Source organism: Streptomyces sp. NPDC101132 (genome assembly GCF_044759225.1).
Classification (GTDB): domain Bacteria; phylum Actinomycetota; class Actinomycetes; order Streptomycetales; family Streptomycetaceae; genus Streptomyces.
This window is the reverse complement of sequence record NZ_JBIVYX010000009.1, coordinates 60,844-80,832: the sequence shown is the minus strand read 5'-3', so window position 1 is coordinate 80,832 and position 19,989 is coordinate 60,844. Positions and strand designations below refer to the sequence as shown.

At 75.6% G+C, this 19,989-nt stretch carries 19 protein-coding genes; 8 read left to right on the top strand and 11 right to left on the bottom strand.

Annotation, left to right across the window (positions count from 1 at the left end; all coding sequences use genetic code 11):
* Nucleotides 1-14: 14 nt before the first annotated feature.
* Nucleotides 15-518, bottom strand: a complete 504-nt coding sequence (locus tag ACIQUR_RS21615) for a rhodanese-like domain-containing protein (protein ID WP_403666471.1) — start codon at nucleotides 516-518, stop codon at nucleotides 15-17.
* 94 nt (nucleotides 519-612) lie between these two features.
* Between ACIQUR_RS21615 and ACIQUR_RS21610 the strand changes: the two genes are divergently transcribed.
* Complete coding sequence (locus ACIQUR_RS21610; RefSeq protein ID WP_403666469.1) at nucleotides 613-1,059, top strand: Lrp/AsnC family transcriptional regulator; 447 nt, start codon at nucleotides 613-615, stop codon at nucleotides 1,057-1,059.
* Between the two features lie 59 nt (nucleotides 1,060-1,118).
* Here ACIQUR_RS21610 and ACIQUR_RS21605 read toward each other — a convergent pair whose 3' ends face one another.
* Together ACIQUR_RS21605 and ACIQUR_RS21600 are read right to left on the bottom strand one after the other, a co-directional pair.
* Nucleotides 1,119-4,133, bottom strand: coding sequence for an AAA family ATPase (locus ACIQUR_RS21605; protein WP_403666466.1), 3,015 nt, complete (start codon nucleotides 4,131-4,133; stop codon nucleotides 1,119-1,121).
* Nucleotides 4,130-5,296, bottom strand: coding sequence for an exonuclease SbcCD subunit D (locus ACIQUR_RS21600; RefSeq protein ID WP_403666463.1), 1,167 nt, complete (start codon nucleotides 5,294-5,296; stop codon nucleotides 4,130-4,132). Before ACIQUR_RS21600 ends, ACIQUR_RS21605 begins: the two co-directional genes overlap by 4 nt.
* A 124-nt stretch (nucleotides 5,297-5,420) precedes the next feature.
* Here ACIQUR_RS21600 and ACIQUR_RS21595 point away from each other — a divergent pair, with 124 nt between their 5' ends.
* Nucleotides 5,421-6,443 (top strand): enoyl-CoA hydratase/isomerase family protein, encoded by a 1,023-nt coding sequence (locus ACIQUR_RS21595; protein WP_403666460.1) that lies wholly within the window; start codon nucleotides 5,421-5,423, stop codon nucleotides 6,441-6,443.
* A 262-nt stretch (nucleotides 6,444-6,705) separates the two neighbouring features.
* A complete protein-coding gene (locus ACIQUR_RS21590; RefSeq protein WP_403666458.1) occupies nucleotides 6,706-7,935 on the top strand; it encodes a vanadium-dependent haloperoxidase in 1,230 nt (409 codons plus the stop codon).
* Nucleotides 7,936-7,961: 26 nt separating this feature from the next.
* Here the strand turns inward: ACIQUR_RS21590 and ACIQUR_RS21585 are convergent, their stop codons facing one another.
* On the bottom strand, nucleotides 7,962-8,591 hold the full coding sequence (locus tag ACIQUR_RS21585) for a YigZ family protein (protein WP_403666455.1): 630 nt from the start codon (nucleotides 8,589-8,591) through the stop codon (nucleotides 7,962-7,964).
* A 110-nt stretch (nucleotides 8,592-8,701) separates the two neighbouring features.
* On the opposite strand from ACIQUR_RS21585, the gene ACIQUR_RS21580 reads away from it, so the two are divergent.
* On the top strand, nucleotides 8,702-9,109 hold the full coding sequence (locus tag ACIQUR_RS21580; protein ID WP_403666452.1) for a CoA-binding protein: 408 nt from the start codon (nucleotides 8,702-8,704) through the stop codon (nucleotides 9,107-9,109).
* 21 nt (nucleotides 9,110-9,130) lie between these two features.
* Here ACIQUR_RS21580 and ACIQUR_RS21575 read toward each other — a convergent pair whose 3' ends face one another.
* On the bottom strand, nucleotides 9,131-9,703 hold the full coding sequence (locus tag ACIQUR_RS21575; RefSeq protein ID WP_403667206.1) for a helix-turn-helix domain-containing protein: 573 nt from the start codon (nucleotides 9,701-9,703) through the stop codon (nucleotides 9,131-9,133).
* 109 nt (nucleotides 9,704-9,812) lie between these two features.
* On the opposite strand from ACIQUR_RS21575, the gene ACIQUR_RS21570 reads away from it, so the two are divergent.
* Nucleotides 9,813-10,679 (top strand): EamA family transporter, encoded by an 867-nt coding sequence (locus tag ACIQUR_RS21570; RefSeq protein ID WP_403666449.1) that lies wholly within the window; start codon nucleotides 9,813-9,815, stop codon nucleotides 10,677-10,679.
* Between the two features lie 34 nt (nucleotides 10,680-10,713).
* On the opposite strand, the gene ACIQUR_RS21565 is transcribed toward ACIQUR_RS21570, so the two are convergent.
* From ACIQUR_RS21565 to ACIQUR_RS21550, 4 genes are all read right to left on the bottom strand, one after another.
* Entirely contained in the window at nucleotides 10,714-11,466 is a 753-nt protein-coding gene (locus ACIQUR_RS21565; protein WP_403666446.1) for an acyltransferase, read from the bottom strand.
* A gap of 79 nt (nucleotides 11,467-11,545) precedes the next feature.
* Nucleotides 11,546-12,079 (bottom strand): gamma carbonic anhydrase family protein, encoded by a 534-nt coding sequence (locus tag ACIQUR_RS21560; protein WP_403666443.1) that lies wholly within the window; start codon nucleotides 12,077-12,079, stop codon nucleotides 11,546-11,548.
* An 83-nt stretch (nucleotides 12,080-12,162) separates the two neighbouring features.
* Nucleotides 12,163-12,825 (bottom strand): DedA family protein, encoded by a 663-nt coding sequence (locus tag ACIQUR_RS21555; protein ID WP_403666441.1) that lies wholly within the window; start codon nucleotides 12,823-12,825, stop codon nucleotides 12,163-12,165.
* A 77-nt stretch (nucleotides 12,826-12,902) separates the two neighbouring features.
* Nucleotides 12,903-15,449 carry a beta-glucosidase gene (locus ACIQUR_RS21550; protein WP_403666438.1) on the bottom strand — a complete coding sequence of 849 codons (2,547 nt, stop codon included), beginning with the start codon at nucleotides 15,447-15,449 and terminating at the stop codon, nucleotides 12,903-12,905.
* Nucleotides 15,450-15,685: 236 nt separating this feature from the next.
* Between ACIQUR_RS21550 and ACIQUR_RS21545 the strand changes: the two genes are divergently transcribed.
* Nucleotides 15,686-16,180: an NUDIX domain-containing protein gene (locus tag ACIQUR_RS21545; RefSeq protein ID WP_403666436.1), complete on the top strand. Its 495-nt coding sequence runs from the start codon at nucleotides 15,686-15,688 to the stop codon at nucleotides 16,178-16,180.
* A gap of 59 nt (nucleotides 16,181-16,239) precedes the next feature.
* Here ACIQUR_RS21545 and ACIQUR_RS21540 read toward each other — a convergent pair whose 3' ends face one another.
* Nucleotides 16,240-16,692, bottom strand: a complete 453-nt coding sequence (locus tag ACIQUR_RS21540) for a DUF4442 domain-containing protein (protein WP_399957048.1) — start codon at nucleotides 16,690-16,692, stop codon at nucleotides 16,240-16,242.
* 96 nt (nucleotides 16,693-16,788) lie between these two features.
* Between ACIQUR_RS21540 and ACIQUR_RS21535 the strand changes: the two genes are divergently transcribed.
* Entirely contained in the window at nucleotides 16,789-17,961 is a 1,173-nt protein-coding gene (locus tag ACIQUR_RS21535; protein WP_403666433.1) for a hypothetical protein, read from the top strand.
* On the top strand, nucleotides 17,958-19,244 hold the full coding sequence (locus ACIQUR_RS21530) for an MFS transporter (RefSeq protein WP_403666430.1): 1,287 nt from the start codon (nucleotides 17,958-17,960) through the stop codon (nucleotides 19,242-19,244). The genes ACIQUR_RS21535 and ACIQUR_RS21530 overlap by 4 nt, the downstream gene beginning before the upstream one ends.
* Here the strand turns inward: ACIQUR_RS21530 and ACIQUR_RS21525 are convergent.
* Nucleotides 19,206-19,988 (bottom strand): spermidine synthase, encoded by a 783-nt coding sequence (locus ACIQUR_RS21525; RefSeq protein ID WP_403666427.1) that lies wholly within the window; start codon nucleotides 19,986-19,988, stop codon nucleotides 19,206-19,208. The two genes, ACIQUR_RS21530 and ACIQUR_RS21525, sit on opposite strands and share 39 nt — an antisense overlap.
* Nucleotide 19,989: the final 1 nt, after the last annotated feature.

Sequence of the window (19,989 nt, the reverse complement as noted above, 5' to 3'; positions counted from 1 at the left end):
CGTCCGGGGGGCGGTCAGCAGCCGCAGTCGTCCGAGTCGGTGGGCGCGGTCAGCGGGTCGGCCTCGGCGCGCTGCTCGCGGCCCTGCCAGGTCTCGACCTCGAAGCCCTCGCGGATCCAGTACTCGATGCCGCCGAGCATCTCCTTGACCTGGTAGCCGAGTTCGGCGAGGGCGAGGGCGGCGCGGGTGCCGCCGTTGCAGCCGGGTCCCCAGCAGTACGTCACCACGGGCACGTTCTTGTCGAGGAGGTCCTCGGCCTGCTCGGGGATCAGCGCGGTCGGCAGGTGGACGGCGCCGGGCACGTGGGCCTGGTCCCACGCGGCGGTGGACCGCGAGTCGACCAGCACGAAGCCCGGGTCCCCGCCCTGCTTGAGCACGGCCGCGACGTCGGAGACGTCGGCGTGGAAGGCGAGGCTGGCACCGAAGTAGGCGGCCGCCGCGGCCGGGGAGGCCGGGGGGACGCGGAGGACGGGGTTGGCCGGTGCGGGGGCCTGGGCGGTGTTCGTCTGCGTGGTCATGGCAATGAATCTACGGTTTGTTGATCATCCGTGGAAGCGGGATTCCCCGGCAGTTGCGTTGCCCCGCCGGGGAATCCCCTGCTATTCCTGGCCCATGACCAGCTATTCACCGGACGCCACCGACTGGCGCATCCTGGAGGCCCTCCAGAAGGACGGCCGAGCCAGCTTCGCCGACCTCGCCCGCGCCGTCTCGATGTCCGCGAGCGCGGTCACCGAGCGGGTGCGCAGGCTGGAGGAGGCCGGGGTGATCACGGGCTACACGGCCGTGGTCGACCAGGAGAAGCTCGGGCTGCCGATCCTCGCGTACACGCGGCTGCGCTACCCGCACGGCAACTACAAGCCCTTCCACGACCTGCTCCAGACCACGCCCGAGATCCTGGAGGCGCACCACGTCACGGGCGACGACTGCTTCGTGCTGAAGGTCGCGGCCCGCTCGATGGGGCACCTGGAGGAGATCTCCGGGAAGGTGTCGTCGCTGGGCTCGGTGACCACCAGCGTCGTGTACTCCTCGCCGCTGCCCCGTCGGGCGCTGGGCCGCTGACCGGCGGGGCCGGCGGCGGTCCCGCAGCCGGCCGCCTGCCCGGCGCCGCGTGCGCCGGCTCAGTGGCCGGTGCCGCCCGTGTGGTGCCGTACGGCCGAGCCGCCGCGCTGCTTGACCACCTCCAGCTGGGCCTGGACGCGGGTGCGCAGGTCGGCGACGTGGCTGACGATCCCGACGCTGCGGTCGCGTTCGCGCAGCGAGTCCAGCACGTCGAGCACCTCGTCGAGCGCCTGGTCGTCCAGGCTGCCGAAGCCCTCGTCGATGAAGAGGGTGTCCAGGCGCACGCCGCCCGCCTCGTCGGTGACCACGTCCGCCAGCCCGAGCGCCAGGGCGAGGGAGGCGAAGAAGGTCTCGCCGCCGGAGAGGGTGGCGGTGTCGCGGGTGCTGCCGGTCCAGGCGTCCACGACGTGCAGCCCCAGCCCGGACTTCGCGCCGCGGCCGGCCCGCGCGTCGGAGTGGACCAGGGTGTAGCGGCCGCCGGACATCGCGAGGAGGCGTACGGTCGCGGCGGCGGCGACCTGTTCCAGGCGGGCCGCCAGTACGTACGACTCCAGGCGCATCCGGCGTTCGTTGTCGGCCGAGGTGCCCGCGGTGAGCCCGGCCATCCGGGCCACCCGGCCGTACTCCTCGCGGAGCGGTCCGAGCGCCCGCAGCTCCGTCTCCGCCTGGCGGGACAGCCGGTCGAGCTCCGCGCACCGGACGCGGGCGGCGTCGGCGGCGGAGCCCGCGGTACGCAGCCGGGCCGCGGCGGTCGCGGCCGCCGCCTCCGCGGCGTCGGGCCGGGCGGGCGGCAGGGCCGCCGCCGCGACGGCGTCGGCCTCGGCGAGCCGGTCGGCGAGGGCGGCCCGCTCGGCGGCCCAGGCGTCGAGGCGGTGCTGGAGTGCGCGGCGCTCGGGTTCGGCGAGCCGGGCCGCCGCGGCGGCCTCGGTGGTGTCGAAGCCCGCGGCGAAGGCGGCGTCGGCCAGGGCCGCGTCGGCCTCCTTCAGCCGGCGTGCCGCGCCCTCGGCGTCGGCCGCGGCCCGGCCTGCGTCGGTGACCAGCCCGATGCGGCGCTCCAGCAGCCCGGCCTGGGCGGCGACGCTGGGGGCGTCACCGCGCACCCGGGCCAACTCGGTCTCCAGGGCGGCCTGTTCCCGCTCCAGGCCGTCGCGGCGGGAGCCGGCGGCGGCCAGGGCGGTCTCCGCCTCGCGGCGGATCTCCAGCCGGCGGGCCTGCTCGCGTTCGGCCCGGGCGAGGGCCTCCGCGGCCGCGTGCAGCCCCACCGCCCCGGCCCGGGCGCGGGCGTGCTCGGCCGTCAGCTGTTCGGCGCGCTCGCGGAGTTCGGCGGTGGTGGCCGCACCGGCGGCGGCCGCCGCCTCGTCGCGGGCCTGCTCCACGACCGCGAGGGTGCGCTCGGCGGCGGCCCGGTCGGCGTCCAGCCGCTCGAAGCGGGTCCGGGCGGCGTCCTCGGCGGCCCGGTCCACGTGCCCGGCCGCGGGCCTGGCCGGGCGGGGGTGCTCGGGGGACCCGCAGACCGTGCAGGGTTCGCCGTCGGCGAGGGCGGCGGCCAGCTCGGCGGCGATGCCGGCCAGCCGGGCCTCCTTCAGCTCCAGCCAGTGCTCGCGTGCGGCGCCGGCGGTCTCGCGTACGGAGAGCAGTGCCGCGGCCGCGCGCTCGGCCTCGCGGGCGCGCTCGTCGCGGCGGCGGGCGGTCTCCAGCTGCTGCCGGGCGGGTTCGAGCCGGCCGGCGAGCGACTCGGCCCGGGTGGCGGCCTGCTGGGCGGCGTCGACGTCCTGCTGGAGCGCGGTGCGCCGGGCGTCCCAGTCGGCCAGCCAGGCGGCGGCCTCGTGGAGCCGTTCCTCGGCGGCGCGGGTCTCCCGGTCGAGGGCGGCGCGCTCGCGCGTGATCTCCGCGCTGCGGGCCTCGTCCCGGCGGGCCGCGCCCAGGGCGCCCAGCTCCTCGCGCAGCCGCCGCTCGACGGCGGCGAGCTGCTCGGCCCCGGCCTCGGCCAGCGCGGGCGGCAGCTGGGCCCGGCAGCGCGCGTCGGCGGCCCGGGCCGCGCGGTGCGCGGCCTCGGCGGTGGCCCTGAGTTCGAGGGCCGGGGTGACGCGGTCCGCGCGTGCCGCACGGTCCAGGCGGGCCCGTACCCGGTCGCGCTCGGGCGCCTCCGCGGCCAGGGCCTCGGAGCGGCGCAGGGCCTCGGCGTGGCGGCGCTGGAGGCGGTCGAGTTCGCGGGCGTCCTCCAGGGCGAGGCGGCTCGCGTGGTGGGCGCTCTCGGCGGCGGTGAGGGCGTACTCGGCGACGGTCAGCCGCTCCCGGGCGCTCACCCGGGCGACGGCGGCCCAGGCGCGTACCTCCTCGGCCAGCCCGGGGTCGCCGGGCGACAGCTGCGGCAGCGGCCAGGCGCGCAGGTCGGCGGTGTCGCCGGCGGCCTGGGCCAGCCGGTGCGCGACGGCCAGCACGCGCTCGTCCCCCTCGCGCACCCGGGTCTCGGCGGCCCGGCGCCGGTCCCCGAGGCGGGCCTCGACGGCGGCGAACCGGCGGGTGTCGAAGAGGCGGCCGAGCAGGCGGCCGCGGGCCTCGGCGTCGGCGCGCAGGAAGCGCGCGAACTCGCCCTGCGGGAGCAGCACCACCTGGCAGAACTGCTCGCGGCTCATGCCGAGCAGGACCTCGATCTCCTCGCCGATCTCCTGGTGGGAGCGGCTGAGGGCGCTCCAGCCGTCGGCGGCGGTGTACTCGCGCAGCCAGCTCTGGGCCTTGTCGCGGGTGGTGCCGGTGCCGCGCTTCTTGGGGCGGTCCTGCTCGGGGCGCCGGGTGATCTCCAGGCGCCGTCCGCCGACGGTGAGTTCGAGGGTGACCTCGGTGGGCGTGCCGGGGTCGGCGTGGTCGCTGCGGAGGGTGGTGCCGGGGGCCTGCCGGGGGCCGGGCACGGATCCGTAGAGGGCGTAGCAGACGGCGTCCAGGACGGAGGTCTTGCCGGCTCCGGTGGGGCCGTGGAGGAGGAAGATCCCGGCCGCGGAGAGCGCGTCGAAGTCGATCTCCTGGGGGGTCGCGAACGGCCCGAAGGCGGTGACGGTGAGCCGGTGGAGCCTCATCGGGCCGTCTCCCGCAGGGTGTCGTCGGTGCGTACGTCGTCGAAGGCCTGGCGCAGCACGGCCTGTTCGGCGGGGTCCGCGCCGCTGCCGCCGCGCACGTGGGCGACGAAGTCCTCGGCGATCTCCTGGTCGCTGCGGCCCTTCAGGCGCTGGGCGTACGAGGCTCCGGTGCCGGTCTCGCCGCCCTCGGGGTCGAAGAGGAGGCTGAGCGTGCCGGGGAAGCGGGCGGCGAGGCGGGCCATGGGCTCGGCGGGGCGGACGGGGTCGGTGAGGGTGGCCTCGACCCAGGCGTCCTCGTGGGGCGTGAGCGCGGGGTCGTCGAGCAGGTCGTCGAGGCGGCCGCGGATCCGGGCGAGGGGGCGGGGCACGGGGGTGTCGAGGCGCTCGGCGGCCAGCTCGCCGGCGGGCCCGAGGTCGACCAGCCACATGGACTTCCGGTGCTGGGCCTCGGAGAAGGAGTAGGCGAGCGGGGAGCCGGAGTAGCGGACCCGCTCGGTGATGGTCTGGCAGCCGTGCAGGTGGCCGAGGGCCGCGTAGTCCACCCCGTCGAAGACCTCGGCGGGGACGGCCGCCACCCCGCCGACGGTGATGTCGCGTTCGCTGTCGCTGGCGAGGCCTCCGGTGACGAAGGCGTGGGCGAGGACCACCGAGCGGGTGCCGGGGTCGCGGCCGGCGAGGTCGGCGCGGACCCGGTCCATGGCGGCGGTCAGCACGGCCTCGTGGCCGGCCCGGTCGGTGCCGAACTCGTCCTTGACCAGGGCGGGTTCGAGGTAGGGCAGGCCGTAGAGGCAGACGTCGCCGTGGTCGTCGGCGAGGACCACGGGCTCGGCGCAGCCGGCCGGGTCGGTGCGCAGGTGGATGCCGGCCCGGCCGATCAGGCCGGCACCGACGCCGAGGCGGCGGGCGGAGTCGTGGTTGCCGGAGATCATCACGGTGGGCACGCCGAGGTCCGCGAGGCGGTGCAGGGCGCGGTCGTACAGGGCGACGGCGGCCAGCGGGGGGACGGCCCGGTCGTACACGTCGCCGGCCACGAGCACGGCGTCCACCGCGTGCTCCCGGACGGTGGCGACGAGGTGGTCGACGAAGGCGGCCTGGGCGTCGAGCAGGTTGACGCGGTGGAAGCTCCGGCCGAGGTGCCAGTCGGAGGTGTGCAGAAGTCTCACTCGTCCGCTCCGAGCTGCCGCCGCCGCACGTCCGCCTCCGCCTGACTCATCCGCCGTCTCTCCTGTTGGCCCCCACCACGCTAACGGACCGGGGCCCCTCGGCCGGCCTCGTATGCTCGGCCCCATGTCTGTACTGGTCCGGAAAATCGGCAAAGCGGGACGAATCACCCTTGACCGGCCGAAGGCGCTCAACGCCCTGACCCACGAGATGGTGGTGGCGGTCACCGCCGCGCTCGACGCGTGGGAGGGCGACCCCGAGGTCCGCGCGGTGGTCCTCGACGGCGCCGGTGAGCGGGGGCTGTGCGCGGGCGGCGACATCCGGGCCATCCGGGAGTCGGCCCTCGGGGACGGCGCCTGGGCCCGGTCCTTCTGGCGCGACGAGTACCGGCTGAACGCGCGCATCGCCCGGCTCGCCGTGCCGTGGGTCGCGCTGATGGACGGCATCGTGATGGGCGGCGGCGTCGGGCTGTCCGCCCACGGCAGCGTGCGGGTGGTCACGGAGCGCTCGCGGGTGGCCATGCCGGAGGTGGGCATCGGCTTCGTGCCGGACGTCGGCGGCACGTACCTGCTGGGCCGGGCGCCCGGCGAGCTGGGCACGCACCTGGCGCTGACCGCCGACGCGATGGGGCCGGGCGACGCGCTGCTGTGCGGCTTCGCGGACCTGTACGTGCCGTCGGCCGACCTGGGCGGGCTCGCGGACGCGGTGTCCGCCGAGGGCGCGGAGGCGGTACGGGACTTCGCGCGTCCGGCGCCGGACGCGGCGCTGGCGGAGCACCGGGGCTGGATCGACGCGTGCTACGCGGCGGACACGGTGGAGGAGATCGTGGACCGGCTCCAGGGGTACGGCGAGCCGGCGGCGAAGGAGGCCGCGGAGCGGATCCTGAGCCACTCCCCCACCGCGCTGAAGGTCACCCTGGCCGCGCTGCGCCGGGCGCGGTCGCTGGGCTCCCTGGAGGAGGCGCTGGAGCAGGAGTGGGGGGTCTCGCTCGCCGCCCTCGCCTCCGCGGACCTTCCCGAGGGGGTGCGGGCACAGGTGGTGGACAAGGACCGGAGCCCCCGCTGGACGCCGGCGACCCTCCGGGAGGTCACCCCGGCCGAGGTGGCCCGCCACTTCGCGAAGCCGTCCGAACGCCTGACGCTGCGCTGAGCACCGGGGGCGCCGGCAGTACGGCTCCCCCGCGGTGCGGCCCCCTCCCCACCTCCCCCCCTCACCGAAGCACCCCCGCGGCGCGGCGCGCAGCGCCCCGGGGAGCGGGGGGAGGGCGGGGTTGTCGGGGGTGGTGTGTCGCCCGCGTGACGCCCGTATGGCAATCGCGTCATGGCCCGTTCCCGGCACTTGTCCCGCCCCGCACCCCCTGGTTGGCTTCCGGGCGTCACAAGATCGCCACCCACCGTCACCGGGAGTGCCCGTGAAGAGGTCCGCCCTGCTCGCCCTCGGCTCCGCCCTGCTCATGGCCGTGGCCGCCGTGCCCGCCCAGGCCACCGCGCCCGCGAAGGACCGCGGGAACGTGGTGGGCGAGTGGTACGACGTCACCGCGCAGACCGTGGACGCCGCCGCGGCACCCACCCAGATCACCAACAGCCGTACCTGGGCCATCAGCTGGATCGCCGCCGCCCGCGCCACCCGCGAGGCCCCCCGCGGCCCCGGCCGCACCGCGTTCCAGGACGCCGCCGTCGCCTCGGCCGTCCACGACTCCCTGGTCGCGCTCGCGCCCACCCGCAGGGCGGAGCTCGACGCCGCCCTCGCGGCCACCCTGCGCCGGGTGCCCGACGGTTCCGCGGAGCGCCGGGGCGTCGCCGCCGGGGCCCGCCAGGCCAAGGCCGTGCTGGCCTCCCGTACCGGCGACGGCCTCGACCCGGCCTCGGTGAACGCGCCGTTCACCGTGCCCGCCGCCGCTCCCGGCGTCTGGCAGCCCACCCCGAACGGCTACGCGCCCGCCGTGCAGTACGGCAACCGCGTGGCCCGGCCCTTCCTCCTGGACAGCCCCCGGCAGTTCCGCATCGGCCCGCCGCCGGCGCTCGGCTCGGCCCGCTACCTCGCCGACCTCGCCGAGGTCCGCGCCTACGGCGCCGCCGACAGCACCGCCCGCACCGCCCGGCAGACCGAGACCGCCACCTTCTGGTACGGGGGCTCGCTCGCCCTCTACACCGAGCCGCTGCGCGTGGCGCTGTCCCGGTCCGGGGCGTCCACCGCCGAGCGCGCGGCCTTCGTCGGCCTGTTCCACGCCGCGCTGGTCGACACCCAGATCGCCACGTCGGACAGCAAGTACACGTACCTGCGCTGGCGCCCCGTCACCGCCATCCGCACCGGCTCCGTCGCCCAGGACCCGGCGTGGTCCCCGCTGCACAACACCCCGGCGCACCCGGACTACCCGAGCGGCCACGGCACGTACGCCGGAGCCGCCGAGGTCCTGCTGACCTCCCTCGCGGGGGCGCGCACCGCGCCGTACACGCTGACCAGCCCGACGGCCCCGGGGGTCACCCGCACGTACACCGGCTGGCGGCAGCTGACCCGGGAGAACGTGGACGCGCGCGTCTGGTCCGGCATCCACTCCCGGACCGCCGACGAGGCCGGCGTGCGGCTGGGCGCGGACGTGGCCGGGTACGCGCTGCGCCACGCACACCGCCTGTTCCGCTGACGCGGGGCGCGGCCTCGCGGGGAGGCCTACGCGTCGCCGTAGGCCTCCCCGCCCAGTTCGAAGCCGGCGGTCCCGGCGGTGGTGTCCGCGAGCCAGGCCCTGAAGGACTCGACGTCGCCCTCCGGGAGGCCGATCTCGATGGCGACGGCCTCCCCGTACCGCACGTCCAGCACGGCGCGGCCGGTGGCCCGGAGGTCGTTCTGGGTCTTGCCGGCCCGCTGGTGGTCCACGGTCACGGTGGCGAGCCGGTAGCGCCGGCGGGTCAGGGTGCCGAGGGCGTCGAGGGCCTCGCCGACGACCCCGCCGTACGCGCGGATCAGGCCGCCCGCGCCGAGCTTGACCCCGCCGTAGTAGCGGGTGACCACGGCCACCGCGTACCGCACCTCGCGCCGCATCAGCATCTGGAGCATCGGCACGCCGGCGGTGCCGCCGGGTTCGCCGTCGTCGCTGGCCTTCTGCACCGCGGCGTCGGCGCCGATCACGTAGGCGAAGCAGTTGTGCGTGGCGGTCGGGTGCTCCCTGCGGATGCGCGCGACGAAGTCCTGCGCCTCCTGCTCTGTGGCGGCGGGCGCCAGGGAGCAGATGAAGCGCGAGCGGTTGATCTCGGACTCGTGCACGCCCTCGCGGGCCACCGTCACGTACTGGTCTGCCTTCACCCACCCACCCTAAGCGACCGGGAATCCCCGAGGTCGTCGCCGGTGTTGACCCCGGTTGCGGGCCGGGTTCCCCCGGCCCCGCGTGCGCAGAGGGACGAAGGAGACACGGCGTGTACGCAGACCGGGCGACCATCCGCAGGATCCTGACGGAGCTGGGAGACACCTGGGCCGTGGTGGGCCTGTCCGCCAACCAGGACCGCGCGGCCTACGGCGTGGCGCGGGTGCTCCAGCGGTACGGCAAGCGGATCGTCCCGGTGCACCCGAAGGCCGAGACCGTGCACGGCGAGCGGGGCTACCCGTCGCTGGAAGCCGTCCCGTTCAAGATCGACGTGGTGGACGTGTTCGTCAACAGCGCGCTGGCCGGACCGGTGGCCGACCAGGCCGCGGCGGCCGGCGCGGAGGCCGTCTGGTTCCAGCTGGGCGTGGTCGACGAGGCGGCGTACCACCGCACCCGCGCCTCCGGCCTGCACATGGTCATGGACCGCTGCCCCGCCATCGAGATCCCCGCCCTCGGCTGAGGGACGTCGGCCGGCCGGGGGTCAGCCCACCGGCGGGATGGAGACCGCGAGGGTCATCTCGGCGGTCTCCGCGCCCCGGTTGTGGTAGCCGTGGGGCACGTTCGCCTCGAAGGTGGCGGCCGAGCCCGCGGGCAGCGCGACGTCCTCGCCGTCCACCACCAGCGTGAGTTCCCCCGCGGTGACGTGCAGCATCTCGACCGTGCCGGCCGGGTGGGGGTCGGAGTCGGCGCCCTCGCCCGGCTCCAGGCGGTACGCCCACAGCTCCAGCGGGCCGCGCCGGTCGTCGCCGGTGAGCATCGCGGCGGAACTGCCGCCCGGCGCCGACCACATCCGCACGCCCTCCCCCGGGAGCACGACCTGCACCCGCGGCCCCCGGTCGTGGTCGAGGAGCGTGGTGATGCTGACGCCGAGGGCGTCGGCGAGCTTGACCGTGGTGCCCACGCTGGGATTCGTACGGGCCTGCTCGATCTGGATGATCATCCCTCGGCTGACGCCGGACCGGGCGGCCAGGGCGTCCAGGGTGAACTGGCGCTCCACCCGCCACTTCTTGAGGTTGCGGGCGAGCGCCTGGGTGAGCTCTTCGAGGTCCGTCACGGTTCCGTCCGGCATCCGATCGTCAATATTTTGTATGGCAGGGTTCAATGGAGTGAACTAGTCTGCGCTGTACCCCACCGTTCACCGCACTGTACTGCGAGGCCCTGCCATGACCACCCTGCTCGCCCTGGCCACCGCCCTGCTCTGGGGCTTCGCCGACTTCGGGGGCGGGCTGCTCACCCGGCGCCTGCCGGCGCTCACGGTGGTCGTGGTCTCGCAGGTGATCGCGGTCGCGGTGCTCGGCACCGTGGTGGTGGCGACGGGCGCGTGGACCGAGGCGGGCCCGCAGCTCTGGTTCGCGGTGGCCGCCGGTCTGGTGGGACCGGTCGCGATGATCGCCTTCTACCAGGCCCTGGCCCTGGGCCCGATGGGCGTGGTGTCGCCGCTGGGCTCGCTCGGCGTGGTGGTTCCGGTGGGCGTGGGCCTGGCCGTGGGCGAACGCCCCGGACTGGCGCAGGTGGCCGGCATCGCGGTGGCCGTCGTCGGCATCGTGCTGGCCGGCGGTCCCGAGCTGCGGGGCGCTCCGGTCCAGCGCAAGGCCGTGCTGCTCACGCTGCTGGCGGCCTTCGGCTTCGGCGCCGTGATGGCCCTGATCGCGGAGGCGTCGACGACCGTGACGGGCCTGTTCCTCGCCCTCTTCGTGCAGCGCGTGACCAATGTGGCCGCCGGCGGTACGGCGCTGTGGTTCTCGGCGCGGCGCGGCAACCCGGTGCTGCCGGCGGGGACCGGTCCCGGCGTGCTGCGGGCGGCGCTGCCGGCGCTGGCGTTCGTCGGACTGGCCGACGTGGCCGCGAACGGCACGTACGCGCTGGCCGCGCAGCACGGACCGGTGACGGTGGCCGCCGTGCTCGCCTCGCTCTACCCGGTGGTGACGGCGCTGGCCGCGCGCGGGGTGCTCAAGGAACGGCTGCGCACGGTACAGGCGGCCGGGGCCGGGCTGGCCCTCGCCGGAACGGTCCTGCTGGCCGCCGGCTGAGCCGCCCCGGCACCGGGCGGTGACCCGGCGCCCGTCAGCCCTCCAGCGCGCCCAGCAGTCCGGCCCGTTCCGCCTCCGCGAGGGCCCGCAGCTGCTCCGGCGTCACCCCGTCCGGGATCGGCACCGGGGCGGGGGTGCGCAGCGGGGGCTGCCAGCCGGTGCCGGGCAGCCAGCGGCGTACGACCTTGGCCGGCGCCCCGGCCACCACGGCGTGGTCGGGCACCTCACCGCGTACGACGGCACCCGCGGCCACCACCACGTTCCGGCCCAGCCGTGCGCCGGGCAGGATCACCGCGCCGGTGCCGAGCCAGCAGCCGGGGCCGATCTCGACCGGCTCGCTGCGCGGCCACTGCCTGCCGACCGGCTCGTCCGGGTCGTCGTAGCTGTGGTTGGTGGACGTGATGTACACGCCGGGTCCGCAGAAGGTGTCCCTGCCGACGGTGATCCTCGCGTCGGCGATCACGTGGCTGCCCCGGCCCAGCACGACGCCGTCGGCGAGCTCCAGGACGGGGTCGGTGCCCAGGTCGAGGCCGGGCATCATGCCGGCGGTCAGGGTCACCTGCTCGGCGATGATGCAGTGGTCCCCGAGGTGGATCCAGCGTTCGCCGAAGACGGTGCCCTGCGGGAAGGCGAGGCGGGTGTTCGGCCCGATGGCGCCGAAGCGCAGCCGCCCGGGGTGCTCCGCGGTGACGGCCCCGGCCCGCTGCATCCAGGCCCAGGCCGCGTGGGCGGCGCGGGACGCGGCCCGCCGCCGCCAGGATGAGAACGTGTTTCTGTTCTTCGGCACCCGGACACGGTAATGGCCGCCGGCCCGGGCGGCCGGGCCGACGGCCTGTGATCTTCACCCCACCGGCGGGGCGGGCCGGTCAGCCGGCCAGCGCCTCGCGGTGGGCCTTGACCAGGTCCTGGTACATCCGGGCGTTCAGCCTGATGCCCTCGCGCTCCTCGTCCGTCAGCTCCCGCCTGACCTTGGCGGGCACCCCGGCGACGAGCGAGCCGGGCGGCACGACCATGCCCTGCGGCACGAGCGCCTGCGCGGCGACCAGCGAACCGGCGCCGATGACCGCGCCGTTCAGGACCGTGGAGCCCATGCCGATCAGCACGTCGTCCTCCACGGTGCAGCCGTGCAGGATCGCGTTGTGGCCGACGGAGACGCGCTCGCCGACGGTCACCGGGAAGCCGGGGTCCACGTGGACGGTGCAGTTGTCCTGGATGTTGCTGTCGGCGCCGATCACGATCGGCCCGCAGTCGGCGCGCAGCACACCGTGGTACCAGACGCTGGCGCCGGCGCCCAGGGTGACCTCGCCGATCACGACGGACGTGGGCGCGGTGAACGCCTCCGGGTGCACCTGCGGCTCCTTGCCGCCCACGCCGTGCACGAGTGCCTGCTGCTCCGCCATCGCCTTCTCCTTGCCGTACCGCTGGTTCTCGTCTCGCGCCCACGTGCACGGTAGGCGATGGGCGCCGGGCGGTGTCCGGCGGGTCAGTCCGTGGCGGGGGCGACCTGCGCGGGCGCGGCCGTCGCCTCGGCCTCGACGCGCGCCGCCGCCTTCTTCGCGCGGTTCTTCAGCACGAGCATCGAGGTGACGCCGATGAGCACCGCGGCCACCAGCCCGAGCCACGAGAAGCGCTTGAGCCAGGCCTCGGCCACGACCCCGACGTAGTAGATGACGGCCGTGGTGCCGCCGGCCCAGAGGATCCCGCCGAAGACGTTGGCGACGAGGAACTTCCAGTACGGCATCTGCAGCACGCCGGCGAGCGGACCGGCGAAGATCCGCAGCAGGGCGACGAAGCGGCCGAAGAACACGGCCCACATGCCCCACTTCTCGAAGGACCGCTCGGCCATGGCGATGTTCTGCTCGCCGAAGTGCTTGGGGAACCGCTTGCCGAGCCGGGCCAGCAGCGGCCGGCCGCCCTTGCGGCCGATGGCGTAGCCGATCGAGTCGCCGATGATCGCGCCCGCGGTGGCGCAGATGCCCAGGACCAGCGGGTCGACCTCGCCGTGCTGCGAGGCGAGCAGGGCCGAGCTGACCAGGATGATCTCGCCGGGCAGCGGGATGCCGAGCGACTCCAGCCCGATCACCAGGCCGACCAGCAGGTAGATGCTGACCGCCGGTACGGTCTCGAGCCATTCCTGGATGTGCACCCGTACGTCCTCGCTTCCCTGGGTCCCTCGCCCGCGTGCGCGCCCCCGGCGGCACAGTCCGCGAGCCTACCCGCTCCTCACCCGGTGGCGGCCGCCCGCCGGACCACGGCCGCACCGCGCAGCGGCAGGTCGCGCGAGGACCGCCCGGCCCACACCTCGCGCCGTCCGGTGCCCAGGACCCAGGCGTGCGCGGCCGGGTCCCAGGAGGACAGGGTGCGGGCGTCGACGGCGACCGAGACGCGGCGGGACCTGCCGGGGTCGAGGGTGAGGCGGGCGTACCCGGCGAGCGCCCGGACCGGCTGGTCGAGGCGGAGGTCGGGCGAGGGGCCGAGGTAGACCTGGGCCACCTCGGTGCCGCGGCGGGTGCCGGTGTTGCGGACGGTGAACTCGACCGCGAGGCCCTCCCCGCGCTGCCGGACGGCGAGCTTCTCGTAGCCGAAGGAGGTGTACGAGAGCCCGTGCCCGAACGCGAAGAGCGGGGCCACCCGCTGCGCGTCGTACCACCGGTGCCCCACGTGGATGCCCTCGGTGTACTCCTGGCGGCCCGCGACGCCGGGGTAGCGCAGCGGGTCCCCGGCGACCGGGTGGAGGTGCTCGGCCGCGGGGAAGGTCTGGGTGAGCCGGCCGCCCGGGTCCTCGTCCCCGAACAGCACGGCGGCCGTGGCCGCGGCGCCCTCCTGGCCCGGGTAGTACATCTGGAGCACGGCGCCCGTGCGGTCCAGCCAGGGCATCGTGGTGCTGGAGGACGTGTTGAGCACCACGGTGGTGCGGGGGTTGGCCGCGGTGACGGCCTCGATCAGGCGCTGCTGGGCGCCGGGCAGCGCGAGGGAGGTGCGGTCGCGGCCCTCGGTGGCGTCCTCGTAGGCGAAGAGCACGCAGCTGTGCGCGGCACCGGCGGTGCGCACGGCCTCGGCGAGGTCCGCCTCGCGGGTGGCCCGGGTGCTGTGGCGGAGCCGGAAGCGCTGGCCGGCCGGTCCGCCCTCGGCGGAGACGGCGAGCGTGTGGGTGCCCTTGGCCAGGCGGAGGGTGCGGCGGCGTACGGTGCGGCCGTCGGGCGCGGTGCCGAGCAGGCCGCCGGCGAAGAACTCGGCCACGCCCTGCTGGACGGGGAACAGCTCCTCGCCGTCGAGCTTCACGCTGGGCCGGCGGCCGGTGTAGTGGACGTACAGGGTCCATTCGTCGTCGGCGGGCAGCGTGAACCTGCCCTGGTGGGTCCAGGTGCGCCCGGCCGCCACCGCCCGGTCGTCGAGGTCGGCGGCCGGCGTGAGCGCGTTGCCGGGGAGCGGGCGGCCGTACAGGTCCTCGCCCAGGGCGTGGCGCACCTGCGCGCCCTTGCCCGCGCGCCGGCGCAGGGCGTCGAGCGGGCTCTCGGCACGGTCGGGCACCACGTGGGCGCTGCCGCCGCCGCTGACGAAGGGGTGCTGTCCGGTGGGCCCGATGACGGCCAGGGAGCGGGTGGCGGGACCGGTGAGCGGCAGGGTGCCGCGTTCGTTGCGCAGCAGTACGGCTCCGGCGACGGCCACCCGGCGGGCGGTGCGGGCACCGGCGGCCGGGTCGCGTACGGGCCGGGCCGGCGGGGCGCCGTCGAGCAGCCCGAACCGGTCCAGGGTGGCGAGCAGCCGGCTCACCGCGCGGTCGACGTGGCCGACCGGCACCGTGCCGGCGGTGACGGCCTGCTTGAGCGCGGCGCCGAAGTGGCGGCCGCCGGGCATCTCCATGTCGAGCCCGGCGGTGAGGGCCGCGGCCGTGCTGTGGGTGGCGTCCCAGTCGGACATCACCCAGCCGTCGAACCCCCAGCGGCCGCGCAGCAGTTCGTCGAGGAGCGGCTTGCTCTCGCAGGCGTGGACGCCGTTGACCTTGTTGTAGGCGCCCATCACGGAGCCGCAGCCGGCGCCGACGGCGGCCTCGAAGCCGCGCAGTTCGGTCTCGTGCATCACCTGCTCGCCCGCGACCACGTCGACGGACGTGCGGCCCTGCTCCTGGTTGTTGAGGGCGTAGTGCTTGACCGTGGCGATCAGGCCCTCGTCCTGGATGCCGCGGATCACCTCCCCGACCAGGTCGGCGGTGAGCTTGGGGTCCTCGGCGAAGGTCTCGAAGTTCCGTCCGGCGTACGGGGTGCGGATCAGGTTCACCATGGGCGAGAGGAGCACGTCCTGCCCCAGGGCGCGCCCCTCGCGGCCGATGACCCGGCCGTACTCGCGGGCCAGCGCGGGGTCGAAGGCCGAGGCGAGCAGCACGGGTGCGGGCAGGGCGGTGGCGGGCGCGGCCACGCGCACGCCGGCCGGGCCGTCGGCGAGGCGGAGCGGCGGGATGCCGAGCCGGGGCACACCGGGGACGTACCCGGCCTGGCCCAGGGAGGCGGGGTCGCGGTCGCCGTGCAGGAGCCCCACCTTCTCGTCGAGGGTGAGGCGTTCGAGGAGGGCCTGGACGCGGGCCGCGCTGCCGGGCCTGGCGGGCCTGGCGGGCCGGGCGGGGGCCTCGGCGGCGAGGCGGGCGGCGGTGGCGGGCTGCGCGCCGGTACGGGCGCCCGCCCCCGGAGTCACCGTGCACCCGGCGCCGCCGGCGGCCACGGCGGCGGCGCCGAGCAGGCGCATCGCGGTACGGCGGGACACGTGCTCGCTCATGGGCGGTCACTCCTGGGGGTGGCGGCACCGGCTGGGTGCGGGCGGCCCCGCGCCGGAACCGCCCGCGCGTGCCACTCTGCGCCGCGCGCCCCGTACGGCCGGGCCCGGCACCCCGGCGCGGCGCCCGGGATTAACCCGACTGCCCGTACGCCGGGCCCCTCCCCGCCCCCGCGCGGAAGGGCGGACGGCGCGGGCTCCCCGGCGTGTCGGCGTGCGCCGGCTGGTAGACGGGTGGCATGACCTCCACCTGGCTGCCGCCCGAGCAGTACATCGAGACGATCGCCCGCGCCTCCTCTTACGCCTGTCTGTTCTTCACCGACACCCGGGACCGGCCCGTGCAGCTGCGCGCCGTGTACAACGAGGGCCAGTGGCAGTGGCCGGGCGGGAACATGGACCCGGGCGAGACGCCCTGGGAGTGCGCGGTGCGGGAGTGCCTGGAGGAGACGGGGATCGTCTTCGAGGGGGCGCCGGTGCTGCGCGGCGTGACGTTCGGCGGCCCGGACGGCGACTGGCCGGCGAACAAGATCGGCTTCGTCTTCGACGGCGGCTCCCTGACGGACGGACAGCTCGACGCGATCGTCCTGGACCCGTCGGAGCACTCGGAGTTCCGGGTGCACACGCTGGAGGAGTGGCGGAGCCTGATGACGCCCGAGGCCTTCGTGCGCCTGGGCGCGGTCGCCGAGGCCCGCCGCACCGGCACGGTCGCGTACCTGGAACACCCGCGGGGCTGACCCCGGGACACGTGGACGGCGGGCCCCGTGGGGACCCGCCGTCGTCGCGCGGTGTGCGGTTACGCGTTGGGGCGCAGCGTCCAGATCACGGTCATCTCGCCCGTGACGGCCTCGTCCTCGCGCTGGATGCTGATGGTCACCGGGAACTCGGGGCGGCCGCCCGCGTCGAGCTCGGCGACGACCTCGGCGGCCGGGCGGCCCAGGGTCGCGGTGGCGGTCACGGCGCCCTTGGCGACCTTCTTGTAGCCGATCTCGGCACTCACGGCGAGCGGCACGGCGCGGGAGAGCTGGTCACCGAAGGCGGCGATGACGATGGCTCCGCTGGCCGACTCGGCCAGCGTGAACATCGCGCCGGCGTGCGGGCCCGCGATGTGGTTGTGGTAGTCGGGCTGGTCCGGCAGGCGCAGCACGGCGCGCTCCGGGGTGGTCTCCAGGAACTCCAGGTTCAGCGTCCGGACCATCGGCACGGTGGCCGCCAGCAGTTCGCCTACGTTCATCTGATCAGCGCTCATGGGCCAGGATGTTACCCGCGAGTAGGCAGCGTTGGCCAGACCTTGGGGCGGGGGCGGCCGTAGCCCGTGTCACCCGCCACCTCTATGGTTACGGCCATGTGGCCAGGACAGCAGCCGCCCGGGGGCGAGCAGAACCCGCAGGACGCGAATCAGAACCCGTACCAGCAGCCCGCGCAGCCGGGGCAGCCGGGACAACCGCCGAACCCCTACCAGCAGCCCGCCGGTGAGGGTGGTTACGGCTACCCCCAGCAGCCGCCCACGGCACCGCAGCAGGGCGGGTACGGCTACCCGCAGCAGCCTCCGGCCGCACCCCAGGAGGGGTACGGCTACCCGCAGCAGCCCCCGGCCCCGCCGCAGGAGGGGTACGGCTACCCCCAGCAGGGCGGCTTCGGCCAGCCGGGCCCGTACGCGCAGCAGCCGCCGACCGCCGAGCAGTGGGCGTACCAGCAGCCGTACGACCCGTACGGCCAGGAGCCCTCGGACGGCCGCAGGAAGACCACGATGATCGCGATCATCGCGACCTCCGTGGTGGTCGTGGCCGCCGCCGTCATGGGCGCCTACGTCCTGACGCGGGACGACGGCAAGAAGGACGAGGCCGACGGCAAGCCGTCCGCCAAGCCCTCCGCGTCCGCCCCGGCCTCCGCGAGCGCCAACCCCAGGGGCGGCGGCGACCTCAAGCCGACCATCCCCGGGTGGAAGGTGGTCGTGAACCCGAAGTACGGCACCGCCTTCGACGTTCCGCCGGAGTGGAAGGTCGAGACGCCGGACACCTACATCGGGTTCGCCGACGAGAAGAAGGACACCGGCCAGCCGATCATCAGCATGTCCGCGCCCGCCTCCCTCAAGGAGCAGTGGTGCATCGTCGACTCCGACAAGGACGGCGACGAGGAGGACTACAGCCTGGCCGGCTCCGGCACCAAGGGCGGCCAGGGCGCGAAGGACACCGCCGAGGCCGCGCGCAACGAGGCCGGCAACTGGGTGTGGGCGGCGTACGCGCAGACCGAGCCCAAGGGCACCGTCAAGGTGACCAAGGCCAAGCCGTACACCACCAAGTCGGGCCTGAAGGGCCACTACGCCACGGCCACCGCCAACGGCGTGAAGAAGGAGCACAAGTGCTCCACGGACGGCAAGTCCATCGCCTTCAGCTTCAAGAACGCCAAGGGTGACTTCTCCAGCTGGGTGCTCTACGCGCCCAACAACGTGAAGGACGAGATCCCGCACGCCACGGTCAAGAAGATCATGAGCACCGTGCGGCTCACGAACGGATGACGTTCCGGCGTCCGGCCCGCCCCTCGTGGGCGGGCCGCAACTACACCCTGCTGACGGCCGCCGCGGTGGTCACGAACCTGGGGAGCCACGGCGCCCTGATCGCGGCGGCCTTCGCCGTGCTCCAGTCCGGGGGCTCCGGCGGGGACGTCGGCCTGGTCGCCGCCGCCCGCACGCTCCCGCTCGTGCTCTTCCTGCTGGTGGGCGGGGCGCTGGCGGACCGGATCCCGCGGCACCGGGTGATGGTCGCGGCCAACGCCCTCAACTGCCTCTCGCAGGCGGTGTTCGCCGTCCTCGTCCTGACGGGCGAGGCGCGGCTGTGGCAGATGATGCTGCTGTCCGCCCTAGGCGGCACGGGGCAGGCGTTCTTCAACCCCGCCGCCGAGGGCATGCTGCTGTCCACCGTCTCCGGCGAGCAGGCCAACCGCGCCTTCGCGCTCTTCCGGATGTCGATGAACGGCGCGGGCATCGGCGGCGCCGCGCTCGGCGGCGCGATGATCGCCGCCCTCGGCCCCGGCTGGGTGCTCGCGGTCGACGCGGCGGCCTTCGCGGTCGCGGGCGCGATGCGGGCCTTCCTCGACGTCAGCCACGTGCCGGAGCGGGAGCCGGGCGGCGGCCTGCTGTCCGACCTGCGGGAGGGCTGGCAGGAGTTCATCACCCGGCCCTGGCTGTGGAGCATCGTGCTCCAGTTCTCCGTCGTGGTGGCCGTGGTCGGCGCGGCCGAGTCCGTGTACGGGCCGCTCGTCGCCCGGGACGAGCTCGGCGGCGCGGGCCCGTGGGGGCTCGCCCTGGGCGCCTTCGGGGTGGGCACCATCGCGGGTGCGGTGCTGATGATGCGGTGGAAGCCGCGCCGGCTGCTGCTGGTGGGCACGCTGTGCGTGTTCCCGCTGGCGCTGCCCTCGGCGGCGCTGGCCGTACCGGTGCCGGCCTGGGCGCTGTGCGCGGTGATGTTCGTCAGCGGCACGGCGATCGAGGTGTTCGGCGTCTCCTGGATGGCGACGATGCACCAGGAGATACCGGAGGAGAAGTTCTCCCGGGTCTCCGCCTACGACTGGTTCGGCTCCGTGTCGATGCTGCCGCTGGCCACCGCGCTGGCCGGGCCGGTGGAGTCCCTGGTGGGCCGGACGGCCGCGCTGTGGGGCTGCGCCGGGCTCGTGGTGGCGGTGACGGCGGCGGTGCTGCTGGTGCCGGACGTGCGCCGGATGACGCGGCGGCCGGCCGGGGTGAAGGCCGGGGGCGCCGCCGGGTCAGCCGATGCGGAAAGCCCCGTCGGGCGGCTGGGGTGACGGCACGGCGTCCGCGTCCCGCACGGGCGGGGCGCCGGCGGTCAGCCGGCTGAGCGCCTCGCCGTCCTCGACGCGGGCGGGGAAGGCGTCGGCGGCGCAGCGGCGGGCCAGCGCGGCGAGGTCCGGCTCCCGGTGGCCGGCCAGCAGCACGGCGTTGCCGAAGCGGCGGCCGCGCAGCACCGCGGGCTCGGCGACCAGCGCCACGTGCGGGAAGACGGCGGTGAAGTTGGCCAGCTGGGAGCGGAGGAAGCCGAAGGGCGCGCCGTCCGCGAGGTTGGCGGCGTAGACGCCGCCGGGGCGCAGTACGCGGGCCGCCTGGCGGGCGTACTCCAGGGAGGTCAGCTGGGCGGGCACCCGCGAACCGCCGAACACGTCGGCGACGATCACGTCCGCGGCGGCGCCGGGGGCGTCCTCGATCCAGGCTCGGGCGTCCCGTACGAGGACCTCGGCGCCGTCGAAGGGCAGGTGCTCCCGGACCAGTTCGACCAGTCCCCGGTCGAACTCGACGACCAGCTGCCGCGAACCGGGCCGGGTGTGGGCCACGTAGCGGGGCAGGGTCAGGGCACCGCCGCCGAGGTGGACGACGTCCAGCGGGTCGCCCTCGGGGGCGGCGACGTCGAGTACGTGGCCCAGCCGGCGGGCGTACTCGAACTCCAGGTGGCCGGGGTCGTCCAGATCGACGTACGACTGCGGCGCCCCGTCCAGGGTGAGCAGCCACCCCCGCTCCCGGTCGACATCGGGCATC

Coding starts and splice junctions, on each gene's coding strand:
- ACIQUR_RS21615 (WP_403666471.1), bottom strand. CDS start 518: ATGACCACGCAGACGAACACCGCCCAGGCCCCCGCACCGGCCAACCCC.
- ACIQUR_RS21610 (WP_403666469.1), top strand. CDS start 613: ATGACCAGCTATTCACCGGACGCCACCGACTGGCGCATCCTGGAGGCC.
- ACIQUR_RS21605 (WP_403666466.1), bottom strand. CDS start 4,133: ATGAGGCTCCACCGGCTCACCGTCACCGCCTTCGGGCCGTTCGCGACC.
- ACIQUR_RS21595 (WP_403666460.1), top strand. CDS start 5,421: ATGTCTGTACTGGTCCGGAAAATCGGCAAAGCGGGACGAATCACCCTT.
- ACIQUR_RS21570 (WP_403666449.1), top strand. CDS start 9,813: ATGACCACCCTGCTCGCCCTGGCCACCGCCCTGCTCTGGGGCTTCGCC.
- ACIQUR_RS21560 (WP_403666443.1), bottom strand. CDS start 12,079: ATGGCGGAGCAGCAGGCACTCGTGCACGGCGTGGGCGGCAAGGAGCCG.
- ACIQUR_RS21550 (WP_403666438.1), bottom strand. CDS start 15,449: ATGAGCGAGCACGTGTCCCGCCGTACCGCGATGCGCCTGCTCGGCGCC.
- ACIQUR_RS21545 (WP_403666436.1), top strand. CDS start 15,686: ATGACCTCCACCTGGCTGCCGCCCGAGCAGTACATCGAGACGATCGCC.
- ACIQUR_RS21540 (WP_399957048.1), bottom strand. CDS start 16,692: ATGAGCGCTGATCAGATGAACGTAGGCGAACTGCTGGCGGCCACCGTG.
- ACIQUR_RS21535 (WP_403666433.1), top strand. CDS start 16,789: ATGTGGCCAGGACAGCAGCCGCCCGGGGGCGAGCAGAACCCGCAGGAC.
- ACIQUR_RS21530 (WP_403666430.1), top strand. CDS start 17,958: ATGACGTTCCGGCGTCCGGCCCGCCCCTCGTGGGCGGGCCGCAACTAC.
- ACIQUR_RS21525 (WP_403666427.1), bottom strand. CDS start 19,988: ATGCCCGATGTCGACCGGGAGCGGGGGTGGCTGCTCACCCTGGACGGG.